Genomic DNA, 16,686 nt, shown 5'->3' on the forward strand with positions numbered 1-16,686 from the left:
AAGAAAACCGGGGCGGTTCAGTGTTCAATGCCAGTCCACCCTGCAACGACTGATACCTGTCGGCCACAATACCGCCGGTGTAGACGGTCACCAGGTTGGATACCCCATGCTGCCAGGTACCTAACAACAGGCTGGGGACACTGTCGAGCGTGCTGTCGCGGTATTTTCCCACCGAGAGGTTGAAACGTGAAACTCTTGGCCGCAACATCTGGGGCACTGCCGCATACGCTACGGTAAAGCTGCGGGTCTGGCCGTCAGCTTCGGTCACCGTCACCAGTAAATCGCCGGAGTAGCCAGTGCTGTGGAGATCGTCGATGGCAAACGGGCCTGGCGGCACGCTGGTCTCGTGGATCACGTTGTTACCCTGGCGAATGGTGACCTTGGCATTGGAATTGGCAATCCCGCGGATCACCGGCGCAAAGCCATTCTCAGTATCGGGGTTCATACGAGTGTCACTGGTCAACTGCACGCCGGTGAACGGCACGCTGTCAAACTGATCGCCCGGCGTGAAGTATTGCCCCACCGTGAGCTGTGCCTTGAGTGGCGCGATAGAACGCTGAGCATAGGTGCTGATGGATTGATAGTGGCCAGAACTGTCGTTACCGTCAGTACGGGTATAGCTGCTGTTATGACGTAATCGCCAGGCCCCCAGGTTCACCCCGCTGTTAAAACCGCCAAAATACTGGGTAGTATTGCCCGCATCCCGATTATCGCTGCGGAAGGCGTTCAGGTTATAACCGACGAAACCAGCGGTGACGCCGTGGTCCCAGAGTTCAGGTGCCACCACGCCGCGGCGTGAACCGATAAAGGCTTGGGGGACGGTGATCTCCAGCATCAGTTCGCCGGTGTTGGCACTGAGCGTGAAGCCCGGAATGAATTTCTCGGCGTCAAAGCACTTCTCGCTCTTTAACGCCTGTTGGGCCAGCGCCGCCTCAGGGAGTTTGTTGGCATCCAGCCCCCATTGCCTTACCTGTTCAGGCGTAAAGCAATAGTTCGCCCGCGCCTCTGGGACGGTCAGGGTGACAGCGATTTCCTGACGGCCCACCCACAGATCATTAACGTACACATCAAAGCGGTACTGGCCGGGAGTCAAGGTGTTGCCTTTGCTGAAGCGCGAGAGATCGACCTCCTGGCCGCTGAGCCCGCGGAAAAAGCCGGGGTCGAATGCAACCAGCTCCGAAGCCGCATGGACAGTCGAGCTTACCGCCATCGCCAATAGGCTGGTCATGAAAATCCGCCGTGTCTGGCGCGGAGTCACTACATGTAGAAAGCCAGCGAACATGGCTAATTCTCCAAAGATTGGTGGGGTCAAGAGATAACCAGCAATGACCAAATTCCATTTTTCTAAGGGCACCCAATTACAGATGCCCTTAAAAAAAAGGGGATACCGAAACCTCAGGTATCCCCCAGGGGAATTAGTTGTAGTTCATAGAGAATTCAACGTGTGAAACCACTTTACCGGCAGTCGCAGCACCATCTTTAGAGTAATACTGGGCAAAGAACTTCAGCGCCCCGGTTTGGCTGGCGATGGGGGTAGACACGGTGTCTGACGCCAGGTTGAGTACGGTACCCGCAGCATTTAACAACTGAACCTCGACATTGGTTGCCGGGGTAACGGTAGCCAGGTTTTTCATGTTGCCATCAGCGCTGATATTGGTGCCGTTCTCAAAGGTGGCGGTCGCGGTGGAGGCATCACAATCGGTAAATGTGAAAGTGACAGGTACACGGCCAGCCCAAGAGGCTGCACCGGTCAGTGAAGATTTGGACAGGGTTGGCAGAGTGATGTTCTGGACTACCGGGCCGGTGGTGCTACCGTTGATTACGCAGGTGGTTTCCGTCAGTTCGCCAGTGATATTGATTTGCGCATCGTAGGCAAAGGCGTTGCTGGACAGACCAGCCAGGATCAGGGAGGCCAAGGTAGTTTTGATGGTGATTGCTTTCATGTATATATTCCTTGTTTACACTAGTGTTAAATAAACACAGCAAATCATTTGCTGTGCCTTCTTCATTTTTAAACGGACTTAGATTAGTAATGGTTAATATTTCGAACCATTGATTAGTGCGTGGCAGTCTTGACTTCTTATATTCGAGGAGAAAAAGAAAATAAAGGCATCCTTATTTTCACTTTACTACTTCCCTGTAATAAGCTGCAGTTCCGATAACGCAGGAAAATCCTAGCACGAGGCGCAAAATAAAGTCCAAACAATAAATCAAGATTAATCCTGCACGTGAAATCATTATGAAAAGGTAACAAAAATTAGAATGCTAATTATATTTTATTATGGGTTTTTAAAAACCTAATTGAGTCTAGTTATGTTTTTTAATAAAAAAATAGCGCCAGATAAGCTAAGTCATGAGCTGGCGCATTTCGATAATGTTAACCCTGAGCCTACCTAAGTTGCTGGCTTGATAGGACCCGAGCTGCTGCCTGGTTTGATCAATAGCGTTACTTAGTCTCCCCGTTGCTGAAAAACGAATCAATTTTCAGCTCGTGGTTAACTACCTCACCATTGAGAGAACGCACCAGCAACTCACTGCCTAACAGTTGCAATGAGAGTACCGCATCGGGTTTGACCCGTTTGATCTTGTTCATATTCTGGCTTTCATTGACCAATGTGATGGTTTTGGTCTCTGGCCCACCGACTTCTTTCGCAGCCAGGATGATAAATGCGTTAACCGCATCGCTTTCGGTCAGGGCAACAATGTATTTCGCCTTTTCGGCTCCGGCTAATGTCAGTGTTGCAACAGCAGAAGGATCACCCTCAACGACATCCGCATGTTCGGGATAATGCTGCTTGTTACCTGGCTCGCAAACAATGGTCACGTTGCCGCCGTTTTCAATTAATCCCTGATAGACGTTCTGTGCCAATGAAGAAGTACCGACAATAATATAATGATTTTTGCGAGTCATGTGAGAGAACCGCCCTTTGATTATGCGTTGAAGATTTTGGCTGATTAACACGCCAGCAACCGATGCCAGGGACGCGGCAAAAACCGTAATCCCGAAAATAATCACCGTAAGTGTAAACATCCGCGCGGCAACGGTATGCGGAATGATATCGCCAAAGCCGACGGTAGACATGCAGACTACGGCAAAATAAAACGCCGTAGGCAGATCGGTGACCGGAGGGGTGAATTGATCGCCCATATACAGCGTTCCCAACATGCTGTAGACAATCAAAGAGGCGACGCTGGTGACGGCAAAAAAGCTGGTACTTGCCAGTTTACGTTGGTCAAAACGGCGCCAGCAGATTAGCAGACCCACGATAGTGATCAGACAATATCCCACCAACACCGTGATCTGCTTATAGATAACGATATCAACAATGATGATACAGCTGAGCAAGAGTAACGAGAAAAACCAGGCAATACGCGTCTTTAACAGCAGCATACCCGCCATAAAGAACAGCACCGTGCCGATCATGAATCGGGGGATGTCCATGGTATCGAGAAATCCCAGCGCCTGTTGCCAGGAGCTAAATTTTTCTTGAAAATCATTAACATGCTGCAACCCGTTCCACAGGATCGGGCTAAGTATCAAGTAGCCGATATGTGCCACCATTAGCGCCAGGATAATGGTCAAGGGGACGTATTTTTCTATCTTTCTGACGATTTTCATTACGTGCATATTTCTCAACACCAATTCCTGAGTGATGACCTATTTATAGCTGACTATTCGCCAAGTTGGGCCAGCCAAACGGTACGCCCTCCGCAGTCGGGATCTTCGACTATCGTTTTCACCACGCTAAACCCCTGCTCCTGCAGTAACTGGCGATACTCTTCGGGGGCCAGGCTGGCATGATAAAGGGCTTCGCCTTCGAACGTGCCGATGGCTTCACCATTGCTGGTGCCACTGGTGAACATTAATGTGGCCTGACTATTGGCGTGTTGGCGGAAAACATTAAACATCTGACGTTGATCTTCACGCGCCAGATGGAAAAAACTATCCCAGGCAATCAGTCCATCAAACCTGTCCGCCAGTGCCAAGGTTCTCATATCTGCCACTGACCAGCTCTGCTCTGGGAAGCGTTGCAGGCAACGGTCGATCATCGGTTGCGAACTATCCACCCCGGTCACCTGAAAACCCTGGCGGATAAAATAGTCCGCTATCGGCATGCCGTTGCCACAACCAATATCCAAAATCTGTCCATTCACGGGCAGCAGCGCCAGGAAGCGGTCCAACCAAGCCTTCTCAAACAGACTGGTTGATCGTTTCTGCTCAAACGCCCCGGCATGCCGTTGATAAATACCGATGATGTTATCGGCTAGCGGATGGCTCATTAACCTTGCCTCCTCAGGATGAATGTTCTTCTTCATCAACCAGGTTTTTGGCTCGTTGCTTCATAAACACCACCTCTTTCGGACTGGAAAGATTGACGCTATGGGCACGCAACAGCTTCAAGATATTGAACAGCAAATCGCTCTTGGTGGACCCTACCATCCGTGGGCTGGCAACATAACCGGTCACGCTGAGGATAATCCCATCCGGCCCAAGTTGGCTAAAGCGCACATAAGGGGCTGGCGTTTCCAGAATGGAGTCGTGTTCCTGATAGGCACTCAGCAATACATTACGCACCAGTTCAGGGTCAATATCGGTGGGGAAAGTCAGCGCCACGGTGACCACCCCTTGGGCATTCCCCATGGTGGCGTTACGCACGTTCTGCGAGATCAACTGGGAGTTAGGCACAATCATGGTAGAGCGATCGCTGAGCTGGATTTCGGTGGCGCGCACGTTGATACGCCGGACATCCCCTTCAACCCCGCCGATGCCGATCATGTCCCCGACTTTCACCGGGCGCTCCGTCAGCAGGATCAAGCCAGAGATAAAGTTCTTGACGATTTCCTGCAAACCGAAACCGATACCGACCGAGAGTGCACTGACGATCCAGGCAAGGTTATTCCACTGAATACCCAGCGCCGCCAGCGTGATCAGGATCAGCAGCACATAGCCAACATTGCTGAACAGCGTGACAAGAGAGGCACGGATCCCAACATCACTAATGGTTTTTGGCAGCAGTTCGTGGCTTAACCAACGTTGTGTCACACGCAGAATATAAATGCCGATCACCAGGCAAATTACGGCATTAAGCAGATTGCTCGGCACGATATTCAGCCGTTTCAGCCCTTCACCACTCAGAATAGCAACGATCTTTTGCAGCAGGGAATTCGGTGTCGTGGTGCCAAAGGAGCCATTGATCAATGCGACAATCATCAACAATATCAATGAACACTTGGAAAATGCCGTGAAGATGACGGTCATCTGTTCAAGATGGCGATCTTTAAAATGAAAAGATTTCTTCAACGCCCTGCCGCTGGTGGTTTGCGGTGAGAAGATAGCAGCAAAGAAATCGGTAAAGAAGCTCACCAAGAAGTAGAACGACATCACTACCAACGCAACCCAAATCAGCTGATAGGTCAGGAAGCGGGCAAAAGCCACATAGCCGATCAGCAAAGAAAGCAGGATCACCGTTGCTGATACCATAATCACGATATGCACTATGCTGGCAATGGCTGAGCGCTTCTCAAGCTGCATGCCTTGCTGTTCAAGCTTAAAGCGGATACGGCGCGCACGCATCGGCAAAGCAAACAAGATCAATGCCATTAGTCCGGTGGCCAGCCCATTGCCAAGCACCGTGCTGCTCAGACTGGCGCCAATGACGTTATTGACCAGCTCCACCGTACCAAAGATCATCGCTAATCCAGCCAATAGCGGCGACAGGAAGCGAATGCCAGTCGCAATGGCATCATCCATCTGTGCCAGCCGCCAGGATGGACGGCTCAGTGACAGGTACGCTCGGCCTAGTCCGGCGATCAGCGCGCAGAATAGCCCCAACTGTTTAAATCCATCGGCAAAATCCTGGACCTGAGAGGTCATTGGCTGAGCACGAGAAAATGCCAATATCAGCAGGTTCAACGCCAACAGGGTGGTAAACAGCGTAATCAATACCGTAGCCAACGCCATAAAGCTGCGGCGCAAACGGCCATCGGGTAAATAGCGGATACTGATCCAGGCAAACAACTGTTCCAGCAAATAGCGCCCTATGGACCAGCAAGCTGCCGTCAGGATTAGAAAAACAATCGTCCCGTAGCGCCACTCCTCCTGCCAACTGGCGTCCAAGGTTTGCTGCAGTTGTTGATTGAAATCGCTTAAACGGGCCAGATCTTCAACCTGTGTAGCCGTTTCTGGCAACCAGAACGACGAGCTGAGAATACTGCCGGTATTCAACGCCAACTGGGACTTGAAGGCCACGCGGCGCAGATCGGTAATTTGCTGCCCCAAGTCGATCGCCCCGGTTCTGATAGCATGCGAGCGCTTTACGGCATCATCCAACTGCTTTTTGGCGTTGTTGAGCGTATTGCGTTGTTGTACCACGCTGGCGGTTTCGGTCATCGTCCCCGGTTCTGGCTGTGGGCCAAGCACATCCAACTGAGCCTGTAACTTCACCTGCATTGGTTGCAAGTCGGTGGTCAGTTTTTCTGCATCGCTGGCCAGTGTTTGCGTGGCCTCAAACAGTTTGTTCAACTGACCATCGGAGCCAGCCTTGGAAACCTGCTGCTTAATTCTATCTAATTGTTTTTGGTAGCTTTTAATCGAAGCGGCAATATCCTGCGCGCTAAGCTCAACCTGAGTACCCTGCTGTGCCGCATTGACCAACGGAGCCAGAGGTAAACCGAACAACAAAAAGGTGAACAGGAAAATCTGTAATGACTTGATCATAACGGTGAATGCTCAGCATGGGGTTGGCGATAAAACGCAACAGGCGCAACGATGGCTATCACTGCGCCTGAACAACAATAAGCGGCGATTATAATAACAAGCTATTCAGTGAAAAAGCGCATTAATCCGAGAAGGTTAGTAGAAATTTTGGCTGGCTGGGGGCGACACGATTTAATCCTTGGGCGCAGTATGCTCCGCCCCTACGCTGTGAGCCTGGTGAGATTACCGTTCCAGACGTGACAATGATCGATATTTGATAATTTATTATTGTTTTGCGATAATAAAAAGCTAAAGTCACTGCGACTTGTACTCAACGACTCGAGGTTTTTATGACATTAGATCGCCTTACTCGCTTCAGCCAACGTATGGCTACCGTCACGTTGTGCTTACTGCTCGCCATGTTGCTGTTGAATGCTTCCTATTGGCTATTCCCAAGCGTCGCCGCCAATGAGGGCTACGGATTTGAATTTTCCATTTCAAACAGTTTAATCAGCGGCCTGGGAGTCGACTTGTCCAGTTTCCCATGGTGGCAAACTGCCGGTGGCGTCATCATATCGAGCGTACCGCTGCTGGCACTGGCGCTTGGCTTGTATCACTTACGCAAGCTGTTCCAAACCTATGGTCAACGCGCCTATTTCTCAGACATTGCAGCCCACCATCTGGGAAAAATGGGCCAATATGTCGCCATTTGGACCGTGTTAGAGCTATTGTGTCAGCCGGTACTCAGCTATTGGCTGACCATGCAGGAACCTGTTGGCCAACGAATGGTGACGCTCGGCATTGATGCGGGGAATATTGTTGCCCTGTTTCTCGCGGCCTGCATTACCGTCATTGCACAGATCCTGAAGCAGGCCAACAAGTTGCATGGTGAAAATCAACAGTTCGTGTGAGGTAGCCCATTATGTCGATCATCGTTCGGCTAGACGTGTTGTTAGCCACACGTAAGGTCAAATCCAAAGATCTGGCTGCCGCTGCCGGTATCACCGAACAAAACCTCTCACTGTTAAAACAGGGCAAGGTGAAAGGGATACGTTTTGCAACGCTGGATGCCATCTGCCGCTATCTCGACTGCCAGCCGGGGGACGTGCTGGAACATATCCAGGACCCGGAAATCTACGCAGAAGATGAGTGATCGGCGCTAAACGTAACAGGGAGGTTAGCTTCCTGTTACGTCTTCTATTGTCAGCCAGTATCAATCCCCTCTATAATTCGCTCACCTATCAACCTATAACGATGAAAAGGAGGTCCCCAATGCTGTCTTGTGAATGGTTTATACTTTCACATCACCTTGGCGATCGTCGCTGCTCAAGCATTACCGGTATCGTGCTCCGATAACCCAAGCTTGAGCGAAGTGTACTCACATCAAAGTTCTTCCCTCCGGTTTACCGGGTTATCGTCGGCAATTTTTTGACGATAGGCATCTGCATGCCTGTAACCTTGAGTAAGCACCATGACGACATTACTTTCTGCACAATCTGTTGGTATTGATACCGCTTTCGGCCCGCTGCTGGCTGAGGTTTCCTTTAGTTTGAAAAAAGGCGACCGCATCGGTTTAATCGGCCACAACGGTTGCGGTAAAAGCACCCTGCTGAAAATCCTCAGCGGCGATATCCCTGCCAGCACCGGTAGCGTCACCCCATCACATCAATGCCTGATGGCACGCGTAGAACAACACCTGCCCGAAACCTTGTATCACTGCACACTGTTGGAAGCCGTGCTGACTGGTCTGGCAGATGGGCAACATCAGCCAGAACGTTGGCAAGGTGAAGTGTTACTCGCCGAACTGGGATTCGATCGAGCCGCGTGGGATCTGACGGCCGGAACTCTGAGCGGTGGCCAGCATACCCGGTTGTTGTTAGCGCGGGCGCTGATCCGCCAGCCTGATTTACTGCTGCTCGATGAACCCAGTAACCATCTGGATTTACCGACGCTGCTGTGGCTCGAGCAATTCCTCAATGGCTGGAACGGCAGTTTCATCCTGGTTTCCCACGACGGCCGGTTGCTGGATAGCGTCACCAACTGTACCTGGATCCTGCGTGACAAAACGCTACAGTATTTCCGTTTGCCCTGTTCGCAGGCACGTATCGCTCTGCAAGAGCAAGACTTGGCTGATGAACGCCGCCATCAGGCTGAACAAAAGGAAATCGACCGCGTAGAGAAAAGTGCCAAACGCCTGGCTGTCTGGGGCCAGGTCTATGACAACGAAGATCTGTCGCGCAAAGCCAAACAGATGGAAAAACAGGTGGACCGGTTGAAGGATCAGCAAACCACCTTAAGCGCAGGTAGCCAGTGGCGGCTCCGGCTCAGTGGTGAAGCGCTGCCTGCCGACCGGCTGCTAGCATTGGAACAATTAGCCATTCGCCCTGCTTCTGAGGCACCGGTGTTGTTCAACCTGGATCATCTCCAGGTGAAAAGTGGCGATCGCATCGCGCTGGTGGGCCGTAACGGCTGCGGCAAATCATCCCTGTTGCACTTCCTATGGCAGGAATATCAGCAGGCTAGCTGCCAGGGCGTGGTTTTTCATCCTCGCGTTCGCATTGGCTATTACGATCAGAGTCTGCAACAGCTCAACGATGAAGACTCGTTAAGCGATACCTTGAGCCACTTCGCGCCGCTGACCGAAGACCAGCGGAAAATGGCGCTGATCGGTGCTGGCTTCCCTTACCTGCGCCATCAACAAAAGGTGTGTACGCTGAGCGGTGGCGAGCGTTCCCGGTTGCTATTTGTTGGGCTTAGCCTGGCCAACTACTCATTACTGCTGTTGGACGAACCGACCAACCATCTGGATATGGAAGGCAAGGAGGAGCTTGCCGCAACGCTGCAACAATTTGCGGGAGCCGTGCTGCTGGTCACCCACGATCGCACGCTGATGGAACAAAGCTGCAATCGTTATTGGTTGATTGACGATCGTAAATTGAGCGAATGGCACGATCTGTTACCGGTCTACACCATCCTTGGGGGAAACAGTCGAGCTGAACTGGCGGTATCCCTTAATCAGCAGACAGTATCTGAACCGGCAATATCAACTAATGAAGATCACCTGCTGGCAACGTTGGTTGCTCTGGAACATAAACTTGAGGAGGATTTAACGCGTAAGCCCAAGCATCAAAAGCCGCAGTTGCAGCAGCAATGGCGGCGAGAGATAGCGGAAATTAATAGTAAGCTTGGGCTGATTTAACCCATGCAAGCGCAACCCACCTATGACCAAAATTCAGTTCGGTCGTAGGCGGGTTTCGCCTCATCCATTGGTGTTCTCTCCCCACAGGAATACCCATTACTCATCGTGACATAACGACTAAATTCCGTTAAATCTCCAGTGTGCCCACACTAACTTTCCATTAAGAATAATCTCGCAAAAACGCATAATTAGACCAAGAATAAACCTATGCTTTCGGATAATAAGAATATTCCTGCTTCTATTGCTTTATGCCATTTATTGTCGGGTTATCTTTTTTGCATCACATTATGGTCTAAAGCGATGATATAACTAGCCAAACCTTACCACTCAGTAATAATCACTCCAGGTGACTGCCCCAAAGATGTCAGGCTTAAAATCAATGTGATAATTATAGTTGATTGATAATTAATGACTTTAATTCATTCCTTGCAAACGTAATGATTGGTATTAAATAGGTTTTATTTGCCGTATAGCTTAAGGGTTTCTAATCAAATGTCTATAGCGGCAATATTTAACCATCAGTAAAGTTTAATTCCTGTATTTAATTCTTTGTGCTACGCTAGCTCCTATAATGACACACACTTAATAATGGATAAGCACAACCCCATCATCTTGGAAGCTACATCTCATGGAGAGCCACACATTGACCAGCGTCAGGGAATTTATATATAAAAAACATGACGGAGATATTAAAACCTTCGCACAACTGCATAGAACCAGTGTCTACAAAGTAAATGAGTGGATCCGCCGGGATGCGCACATCATTAATGGAAAAATCTGTATCCCTACCAGACATTCCGCCTGATAGCCGGCACGCGATTATGGGGCAGAACTTCCTTGGTATCACTCCTGCCCCTGCTTATGACTCACGGCAATCTTTAGGGCCGTCCCAGCAATCACGGCTCAACGACAGCTTTTATCCCGCCGTGGCTTTTTCGGCATCAACAGATAATCCACGACGTCTTCATCCACACAGTTGTTCACCCCTGTTAACACCAGCATATGGCCATCTCCCTCACGGGTAATGAGTGGGCTTTTAAAGTCTGAGGCCATCTCACGCGCATTACGGTAAGGCGTAACCGGGTCATAGCGTTGGGTAACAAACAGCAACGGTGGCAGTATTGCCGCAATCACCGGAGTATGCGGCTGCTCATGCCCAGGGTATGGCCAGAAATCACAGGTTTCGAGTGGATATTCTTGCAGCGGCAAGTAGTTGGGGAATGACGCTGCGCTATTGATTTGCTGGCGCTGTCGGCGCAGCAACTGCCAATCCGCATTCGGCTTTCCCACATCCGCACAGGTAATCACCGTTCGTGCATCATCAGCATCCGGGGTGTAACTTTCATCGATCAGATTGGTCACCACATCATCAGCCTTGCCTTCATCAATTTTACGCAAGGCGATGGCCAGCTCGGGCCAACGTTCACGTTTCGGCAGCAGATTGCGCGTCAGGGTGATCACATCATCGGCAGAGATTTCATAACCTGAAGGGGTAATAAAAGGGGTATCGTGCAATTTGCGTAGCAATGCGTGATACAGCTGGATTGCCCTGTTGGGTTCGCTGGTTAACGGGCATGAGCCGCTTTTCTCGCAATCATCGGCAAAGCGCAGGAAGCTTTGTTGAAAACCATGCTGCTGGTTAATACGCTGGGTAAAATCATCCTCCTTAAGGTTCACCACACCGTCTAGCACCAACGCGCGGGTTTTCTTTGGGAAACGCTCTGCATAGAGCGCCGCGACCTTGGTGCCGTAGGAGTAGGCCACGGCGGTCAACGCAGGTTCACCCAAGGCCCGTCGGATGGCATCGAGATCGTTAACCGCTTCATGGGTGCCCATATATTGCACCACGTCGACGCCTGTCTGCTTGATGCAGGCCGCCACCATATCCCGGGCCTGCTGCTCTGCCCCGGGAATATCGTTTTCATCCGGTGACGGTGTTTCCTCACTGGCTGTCAGTTGGCAGGAAATTTTGGGCGTCGATTGCCCAACACCGCGAGGATCATAACCGATGATGTCGTAAGATTTTTGCAGCCGCCAGGCGGGCCCCTGTTCGGCAATTTGCGGATTGATGCCAGGCGTTCCTGGCCCATCGGCGATGATCACCACACTGCCTTTTTTAGGGCCTACCGCAGGTAACCGCGTGAGGGCCAACCGAACGGTTTGCCCTGCGTTCTGGTGATTCAATGGCGCTTCGACATAGCCACATTGCAACCCCGCAGGCGGTGGCCCGTCGCTAAACCAATGCTGAAAAGCCGTGCTATCGCAGGGTTGCCAGTCAATAGAGCCTGGCAAGGCAACGGGGGTTTTGAACAAAGGCTTGGCATAGGCCGGCATTTGCGCCGCGATGGCCAGCAACAACAGAACACGAAACGCAGACATGACGAGTCCTTTCAGCAAACGGTTACTCGGAATTTTAACGCGGCTACATTAAACCGCCCGCCAACCGAATGTGGAAGCGATGTTTAAATGTTTTGTACCAAATGGCAGGAGGAGGTCGCTGAAAAGGTGACGTATAACCAGAACCGACGCCCTGCCCACCTAAGGAACGTCGGTTCCGTGATTTCGAGAAGACTAGCTTATGTTACCCACAGATGATGGCATGCAACTGCCCTCTCAAAACCTTTTTAGATATTGCTATTAGAAACGATAGCCGGCACCAACGGTCCAGGTACCTACTTTAAAGTCACCCAGTTTGGAATATTCGTAGTGTGCATCAAGTGCAATATTCGGGGTGACATTCAGTTGTAAACCTGCGCCATAGGCAACGCTGGTTTTGCTTTCGTCGGAGTTAGCAGAGTAACCCATCAGAGAGACATTGGATGTCGCCTTGCCGTGGCCAAAACCGATTAACCCATAGGCGCTGATATAGTCATTAAAACGATAGGCAGGACCTGCGGTCAGGGAGTAATATTTTAAATCCGCATCGCCCACTTTGTAGCTGCCATAATAGTAATCATATGACTGCGTGGTGTAGGTGAAAGAAGTGATAAAACCTAAATTGCTATCAATTTCATAGCGATACTTAAGGTTAAAACCTTTAGGGTTTTCATCCAGGTTATGGTCATCCACCTTCACGTGGCTTTGGGCATAACCTAAAGAAATGGTGCTTTCACCCGCAGCTTGCACACCGAAAGACAACGCCATTGCGCCAGCCAGAAGTACTGATAAATATGTTTTTTGCATTTTAAGCTCTTAGTCCATGAGTAGATAAAATTCGTCCTACCCGATAAATAATATACCTACCAGGCGACACAATGATCTAACCATAAAGTTTGTTGAATGTCTCTATCCAGGTTAACTATCTATGAAGTTTCACAGGGATATAATTTTTATCGCGCGTTAAACGTGAGAATAATCTCTTTATTAGTGAGATTAGTATTGGTTTTCTATGCAGCTACGCATTCTCTGCCAAATCCCCCCTTGCAAACTACCTCAACTGAACAACTTTGCGAACCGTGGTGTGTAATTTTTAAACTACCTATCACAGTCATAGCTAACAAATAAGTTTAGATTTCATTTGAAATCAGTTAGTTGCGATAGATTAAGATTATAAAACACACAACAAGTAGCGACAAATAACGACAATTCACGTCAATTAAATCAATTAGTTACGAACAATAGTGACCTCATTTTTTATTCGCATCACCTCTAACAAGAGCCGCTGCATCTCGGCATACCCCTTTATGAAGAGTGTTCCCTACAGCCCTACGTTTCGACTCCAACGCATTCACGATAGCCATTCTGTCGACAAGCTGGCCAGCATGGACCAGTTCAACAACCACTGCCCCGATTTCTGCGGCAATCATCCCGCATCTTTCATCATCCAGATCCATAGGCACCCCCAGTTATTTTTGCCCAAATTAGCATAATGATGGATGGCAGGATAGTTTGCCGGGATTTCTCCCGGCAGCGCTATTACTCCTTGTTCCCATCGACCAAAGAGGATATTTCACCTGGTGCCGGTTCTTCACCACTTTCCAGATCGGTTACATCGGGTTGCCCTGGTTCCTCTTCCCGCTTTGGCGCCATAGTCTCTGATTCAGATTCAGTTATCGCTGGTTGCTCAAGATCTGGTGCTGTTTCCTCTTCCGATATTGGATCTGGTTCCGGAACGTCGCTTGCTGGCATTTCAACACGAAGATCGATCCACCGGCCAGCAGGGATATCGATTGGCGTGCCGTCTGGCATCTCGACAAAAATCGGCTGCTTTTTCTTGCCCACTTCTCCACTGTCCATAGCTTCAATATTTCGAGCTGAGTATGGACCGGTATTGTATGTCCGGTGATACGTGCGGATCTCGATATCGCCATCGGGCAACACTTTTGATTCCACCCAGATTAATGGCCGTTTGTTGTCATCAACCGGGATTTCAATGCCATTCCCCGCACCGCCCCAAGCACCGTCACCGTTGAAGCCAAGAACGCCAGATACACGATAGACGCCCTCACTGACGCGCTCAGTAGTCACGCCCTGACTTTCGTCGTTGAGTTCGCACTGACCATCGCCGAACAGCTTGACGATCGGGGATGCTTTCTTAACAAAACCATTGGCATCAAACGTTGTATTACCAGTGGAGAGGAATTCGAAACTTTTGGAGTTATAGTGGCTTACAATCCCAACCTTTCCATTTGGCGTGATAATAATATCTGCACATTGGGTAGGGTTTGTTTTCGCCCTCATGATCCGCATACCAAAACCCCATGTGTTACCAACAACCCATGAGGGTACTGTTCCACCGTCAGCAATAGTTCCATCAATTGATGATTTTTCGAATGACAGATATGAGTTCGCTTGTGTCCCCGTCAACGAATTAAAGCGATAGGTACCGGCCCAATTCGGCCCAGGGGAAATACAATCTGCCATTACACCAAAAGTGCTCGGATCGGGAAGTCCTGCATCGTCCCATACTAAATGCCATCCTTGAAAAACCCCATTTCTACAGACGTTGCGGTACTGCCTGTCAAATGAGCTAGGGGCAGTAATGAGCGCCATGGCAAATACGACACCTTGGATACCGCCGGTTGTAGATGCAAGAGTCCAGTCCAGCATATATGCAGTATCAGTGCGAGGCATGCCCTCACTACCAGCCCACGCAGTATACTTACCGCTCATCATTAACTTTACTGCGTTGAGAGTGTCAACGAGAGGTAAGGCAGGCGCAGCGCCCCCTATGCCAAACTCGCCTTTCTTCACCGCGTTAGCTAACGTGGCTGCTGCATTGTTCTCGCTTGTTTTTGCCGCTGCCGCTGATGCAGCCGATTCGGCACGCATCGTATCTACTGTTCTTACTACTTCTGGGGTCAACTCGTCTGGCTTGGGCGGGCTAATGAGGAAATCATTCAACGTTCCATTCACTGAATCCGTCAATACTCTTATGTCGCCAACATGGCCCAAAGTAGAGACAGTGACTTCATATTCACCAGGGAACACTGTCATTGAATACTTACCAGCAGCATCCGTAACAGTTGATGAACGATTGGATGTTAATACCCGCGCAGTGGTTCCTTTTGCCTGCATCGTAATAATTACGTTAGGTTGGATATCACCATACGGGCCTCGTAATACATCACTAATTATTGACATTTTTTACTCTCCTATAAGCACACCCATGCTATACATGGCTACTTTGTTAATACAAATTCCATTTATTATTTAATTTCCAGATTATTTAACCTGTTTTTTAGCTCAGTAATTTGTTGTTGCTGCTCTTGAATTGCACCGGTTAGAACTGATATTAATGGGAGAATATTTAATCCCATTTGACTCGACGGGGTTTCGCTAGTCTCCTCTCCAAGTAAAACCTCACCATAAACAGCTTCTGGAATTGCCTTCGCTACTTCTTGTGCAATAAATCCCCGTTGCAATATTTTGTCAGACCAGACTCCAACATTTTTAAATCTAAATGTCACTGGTCGCAGCTTCATTAATTTTTCAAGATTACCGTCGGCCTCATTGATATCCTTCTTAATACGCTTATCAGATGTATTAAGCGAAACCAAACCAACCATTGTGTAATCAACCCACGCCTCTAGCCCACCAGAAGTCCAGTTAAAGTTAAATTGATAGCCTGTATGCGAGCCATTTACCCCCGGCTTACAACCAAGCGATTTAGCCCTAAACAGGCTTGTGCATGTCAATTTATCTGCAGCATCACAAATCAAGCGAGAAGAAAAATCACTGGTAGAGCTGGCATAATGGAAGTCAATAAAAGGTGTGGCAGCGCTTAGCTCAAGCCCGCCAAACCACGGAACGTTATCCGTTCCTAATTGTAAGTTTTTCCGTGCTGCTGCCTTATCACTTAAGTCAGATAGATTTTTATCTTTTGCTAGCTTACCAGCGGCTGTCTCCGCGACTGCATTAACATCAGTCCGAAGGGATGATAATTGTGCTGCGTAACTGCCCCACGCAGGCCCAGTGAATGTACTACCGTCCGGCAACTTAACGGTGATGTTGCCAGTCCCACTGAACAACTGTTGCCAGTTGTCTTTGTCATAGTTAAGTCCACGCAGCGCTCGTGAGCTTTCTGCTGCGAGCTGCGCGGTGATGGCATTGAGTGTTTCACGCGGTACTGCTGACCAGGCTGCACCCGCTTGTGTAGGGCCATCGTAGACTCGGGTCAGCGTCACCTGCGTCGCGTTATCAATAGTTTTCACTGGTAGCGTATAAGTTACGCCACCCACAACGGCAACAATAAAATCTCCAGGCCTCAGCTCTGTTGTGAATGCCGTCCCGGCGCCCTTAACTACTGCGGAGTTATTGGTAAGCGTGATAGTTCCTGCTGGCATAACCT

13 protein-coding genes are annotated in these 16,686 nt (G+C 49.6%); 3 read left to right on the plus strand and 10 right to left on the minus strand.

The genetic code is table 11. From position 1 onward, the window contains the following. From U869_RS0108060 to U869_RS0108080, 5 genes are all read right to left on the minus strand, one after another. A partial coding sequence (locus tag U869_RS0108060) for a fimbria/pilus outer membrane usher protein (protein WP_232785341.1) occupies positions 1 to 1,282 on the minus strand: 1,282 nt, incomplete at its 3' end. A 133-nt stretch (positions 1,283 to 1,415) separates the two neighbouring features. After that, entirely contained in the window at positions 1,416 to 1,943 is a 528-nt protein-coding gene (locus tag U869_RS0108065) for a fimbrial protein (protein ID WP_025118769.1), read from the minus strand. Between the two features lie 503 nt (positions 1,944 to 2,446). Beyond that, entirely contained in the window at positions 2,447 to 3,619 is a 1,173-nt protein-coding gene (kch, locus tag U869_RS0108070; RefSeq protein WP_025118770.1) for a voltage-gated potassium channel protein, read from the minus strand. Between the two features lie 53 nt (positions 3,620 to 3,672). Then, positions 3,673 to 4,281, minus strand: coding sequence for a class I SAM-dependent methyltransferase (locus U869_RS0108075; protein ID WP_025118771.1), 609 nt, complete (start codon positions 4,279 to 4,281; stop codon positions 3,673 to 3,675). Between the two features lie 13 nt (positions 4,282 to 4,294). Further along, positions 4,295 to 6,718: a DUF3772 domain-containing protein gene (locus U869_RS0108080; protein ID WP_025118772.1), complete on the minus strand. Its 2,424-nt coding sequence runs from the start codon at positions 6,716 to 6,718 to the stop codon at positions 4,295 to 4,297. 329 nt (positions 6,719 to 7,047) lie between these two features. Between U869_RS0108080 and U869_RS0108085 the strand changes: the two genes are divergently transcribed. The 3 genes from U869_RS0108085 to U869_RS0108095 all read left to right on the plus strand — a co-directional run bounded on the left by U869_RS0108085 (position 7,048) and on the right by U869_RS0108095 (position 9,896). Next, complete coding sequence (locus U869_RS0108085) at positions 7,048 to 7,608, plus strand: DUF2975 domain-containing protein (RefSeq protein ID WP_025118773.1); 561 nt, start codon at positions 7,048 to 7,050, stop codon at positions 7,606 to 7,608. Positions 7,609 to 7,619: 11 nt separating this feature from the next. Next, complete coding sequence (locus U869_RS0108090) at positions 7,620 to 7,850, plus strand: helix-turn-helix transcriptional regulator (protein ID WP_021804454.1); 231 nt, start codon at positions 7,620 to 7,622, stop codon at positions 7,848 to 7,850. Positions 7,851 to 8,168: 318 nt separating this feature from the next. Next, positions 8,169 to 9,896 carry an ABC-F family ATP-binding cassette domain-containing protein gene (locus tag U869_RS0108095; RefSeq protein ID WP_025118774.1) on the plus strand — a complete coding sequence of 576 codons (1,728 nt, stop codon included), beginning with the start codon at positions 8,169 to 8,171 and terminating at the stop codon, positions 9,894 to 9,896. Positions 9,897 to 10,799: 903 nt separating this feature from the next. Here U869_RS0108095 and U869_RS0108105 read toward each other — a convergent pair. The 5 genes from U869_RS0108105 to U869_RS31400 form a co-directional block, all read right to left on the minus strand. Further along, positions 10,800 to 12,275 (minus strand): alpha/beta hydrolase, encoded by a 1,476-nt coding sequence (locus U869_RS0108105; protein WP_025118775.1) that lies wholly within the window; start codon positions 12,273 to 12,275, stop codon positions 10,800 to 10,802. A gap of 258 nt (positions 12,276 to 12,533) precedes the next feature. Further along, the gene (locus tag U869_RS0108110) at positions 12,534 to 13,079 is read right to left on the minus strand and encodes an Ail/Lom family outer membrane beta-barrel protein (RefSeq protein ID WP_025118776.1); all 546 of its coding nucleotides are present in this window, start codon (positions 13,077 to 13,079) and stop codon (positions 12,534 to 12,536) included. 443 nt (positions 13,080 to 13,522) lie between these two features. Continuing rightward, positions 13,523 to 13,729 (minus strand): hypothetical protein, encoded by a 207-nt coding sequence (locus tag U869_RS0108115; protein WP_025118777.1) that lies wholly within the window; start codon positions 13,727 to 13,729, stop codon positions 13,523 to 13,525. Between the two features lie 82 nt (positions 13,730 to 13,811). Beyond that, positions 13,812 to 15,479: a prophage tail fiber N-terminal domain-containing protein gene (locus U869_RS29970; RefSeq protein ID WP_025118778.1), complete on the minus strand. Its 1,668-nt coding sequence runs from the start codon at positions 15,477 to 15,479 to the stop codon at positions 13,812 to 13,814. Positions 15,480 to 15,544: 65 nt separating this feature from the next. After that, a complete protein-coding gene (locus U869_RS31400) occupies positions 15,545 to 16,681 on the minus strand; it encodes a tail fiber domain-containing protein (protein WP_025118779.1) in 1,137 nt (378 codons plus the stop codon). Positions 16,682 to 16,686 lie beyond the last annotated feature (5 nt).

Origin of the sequence: Serratia sp. H1w, assembly GCF_000633355.1 — a bacterium.
GTDB lineage: Bacteria > Pseudomonadota > Gammaproteobacteria > Enterobacterales > Enterobacteriaceae > Chania.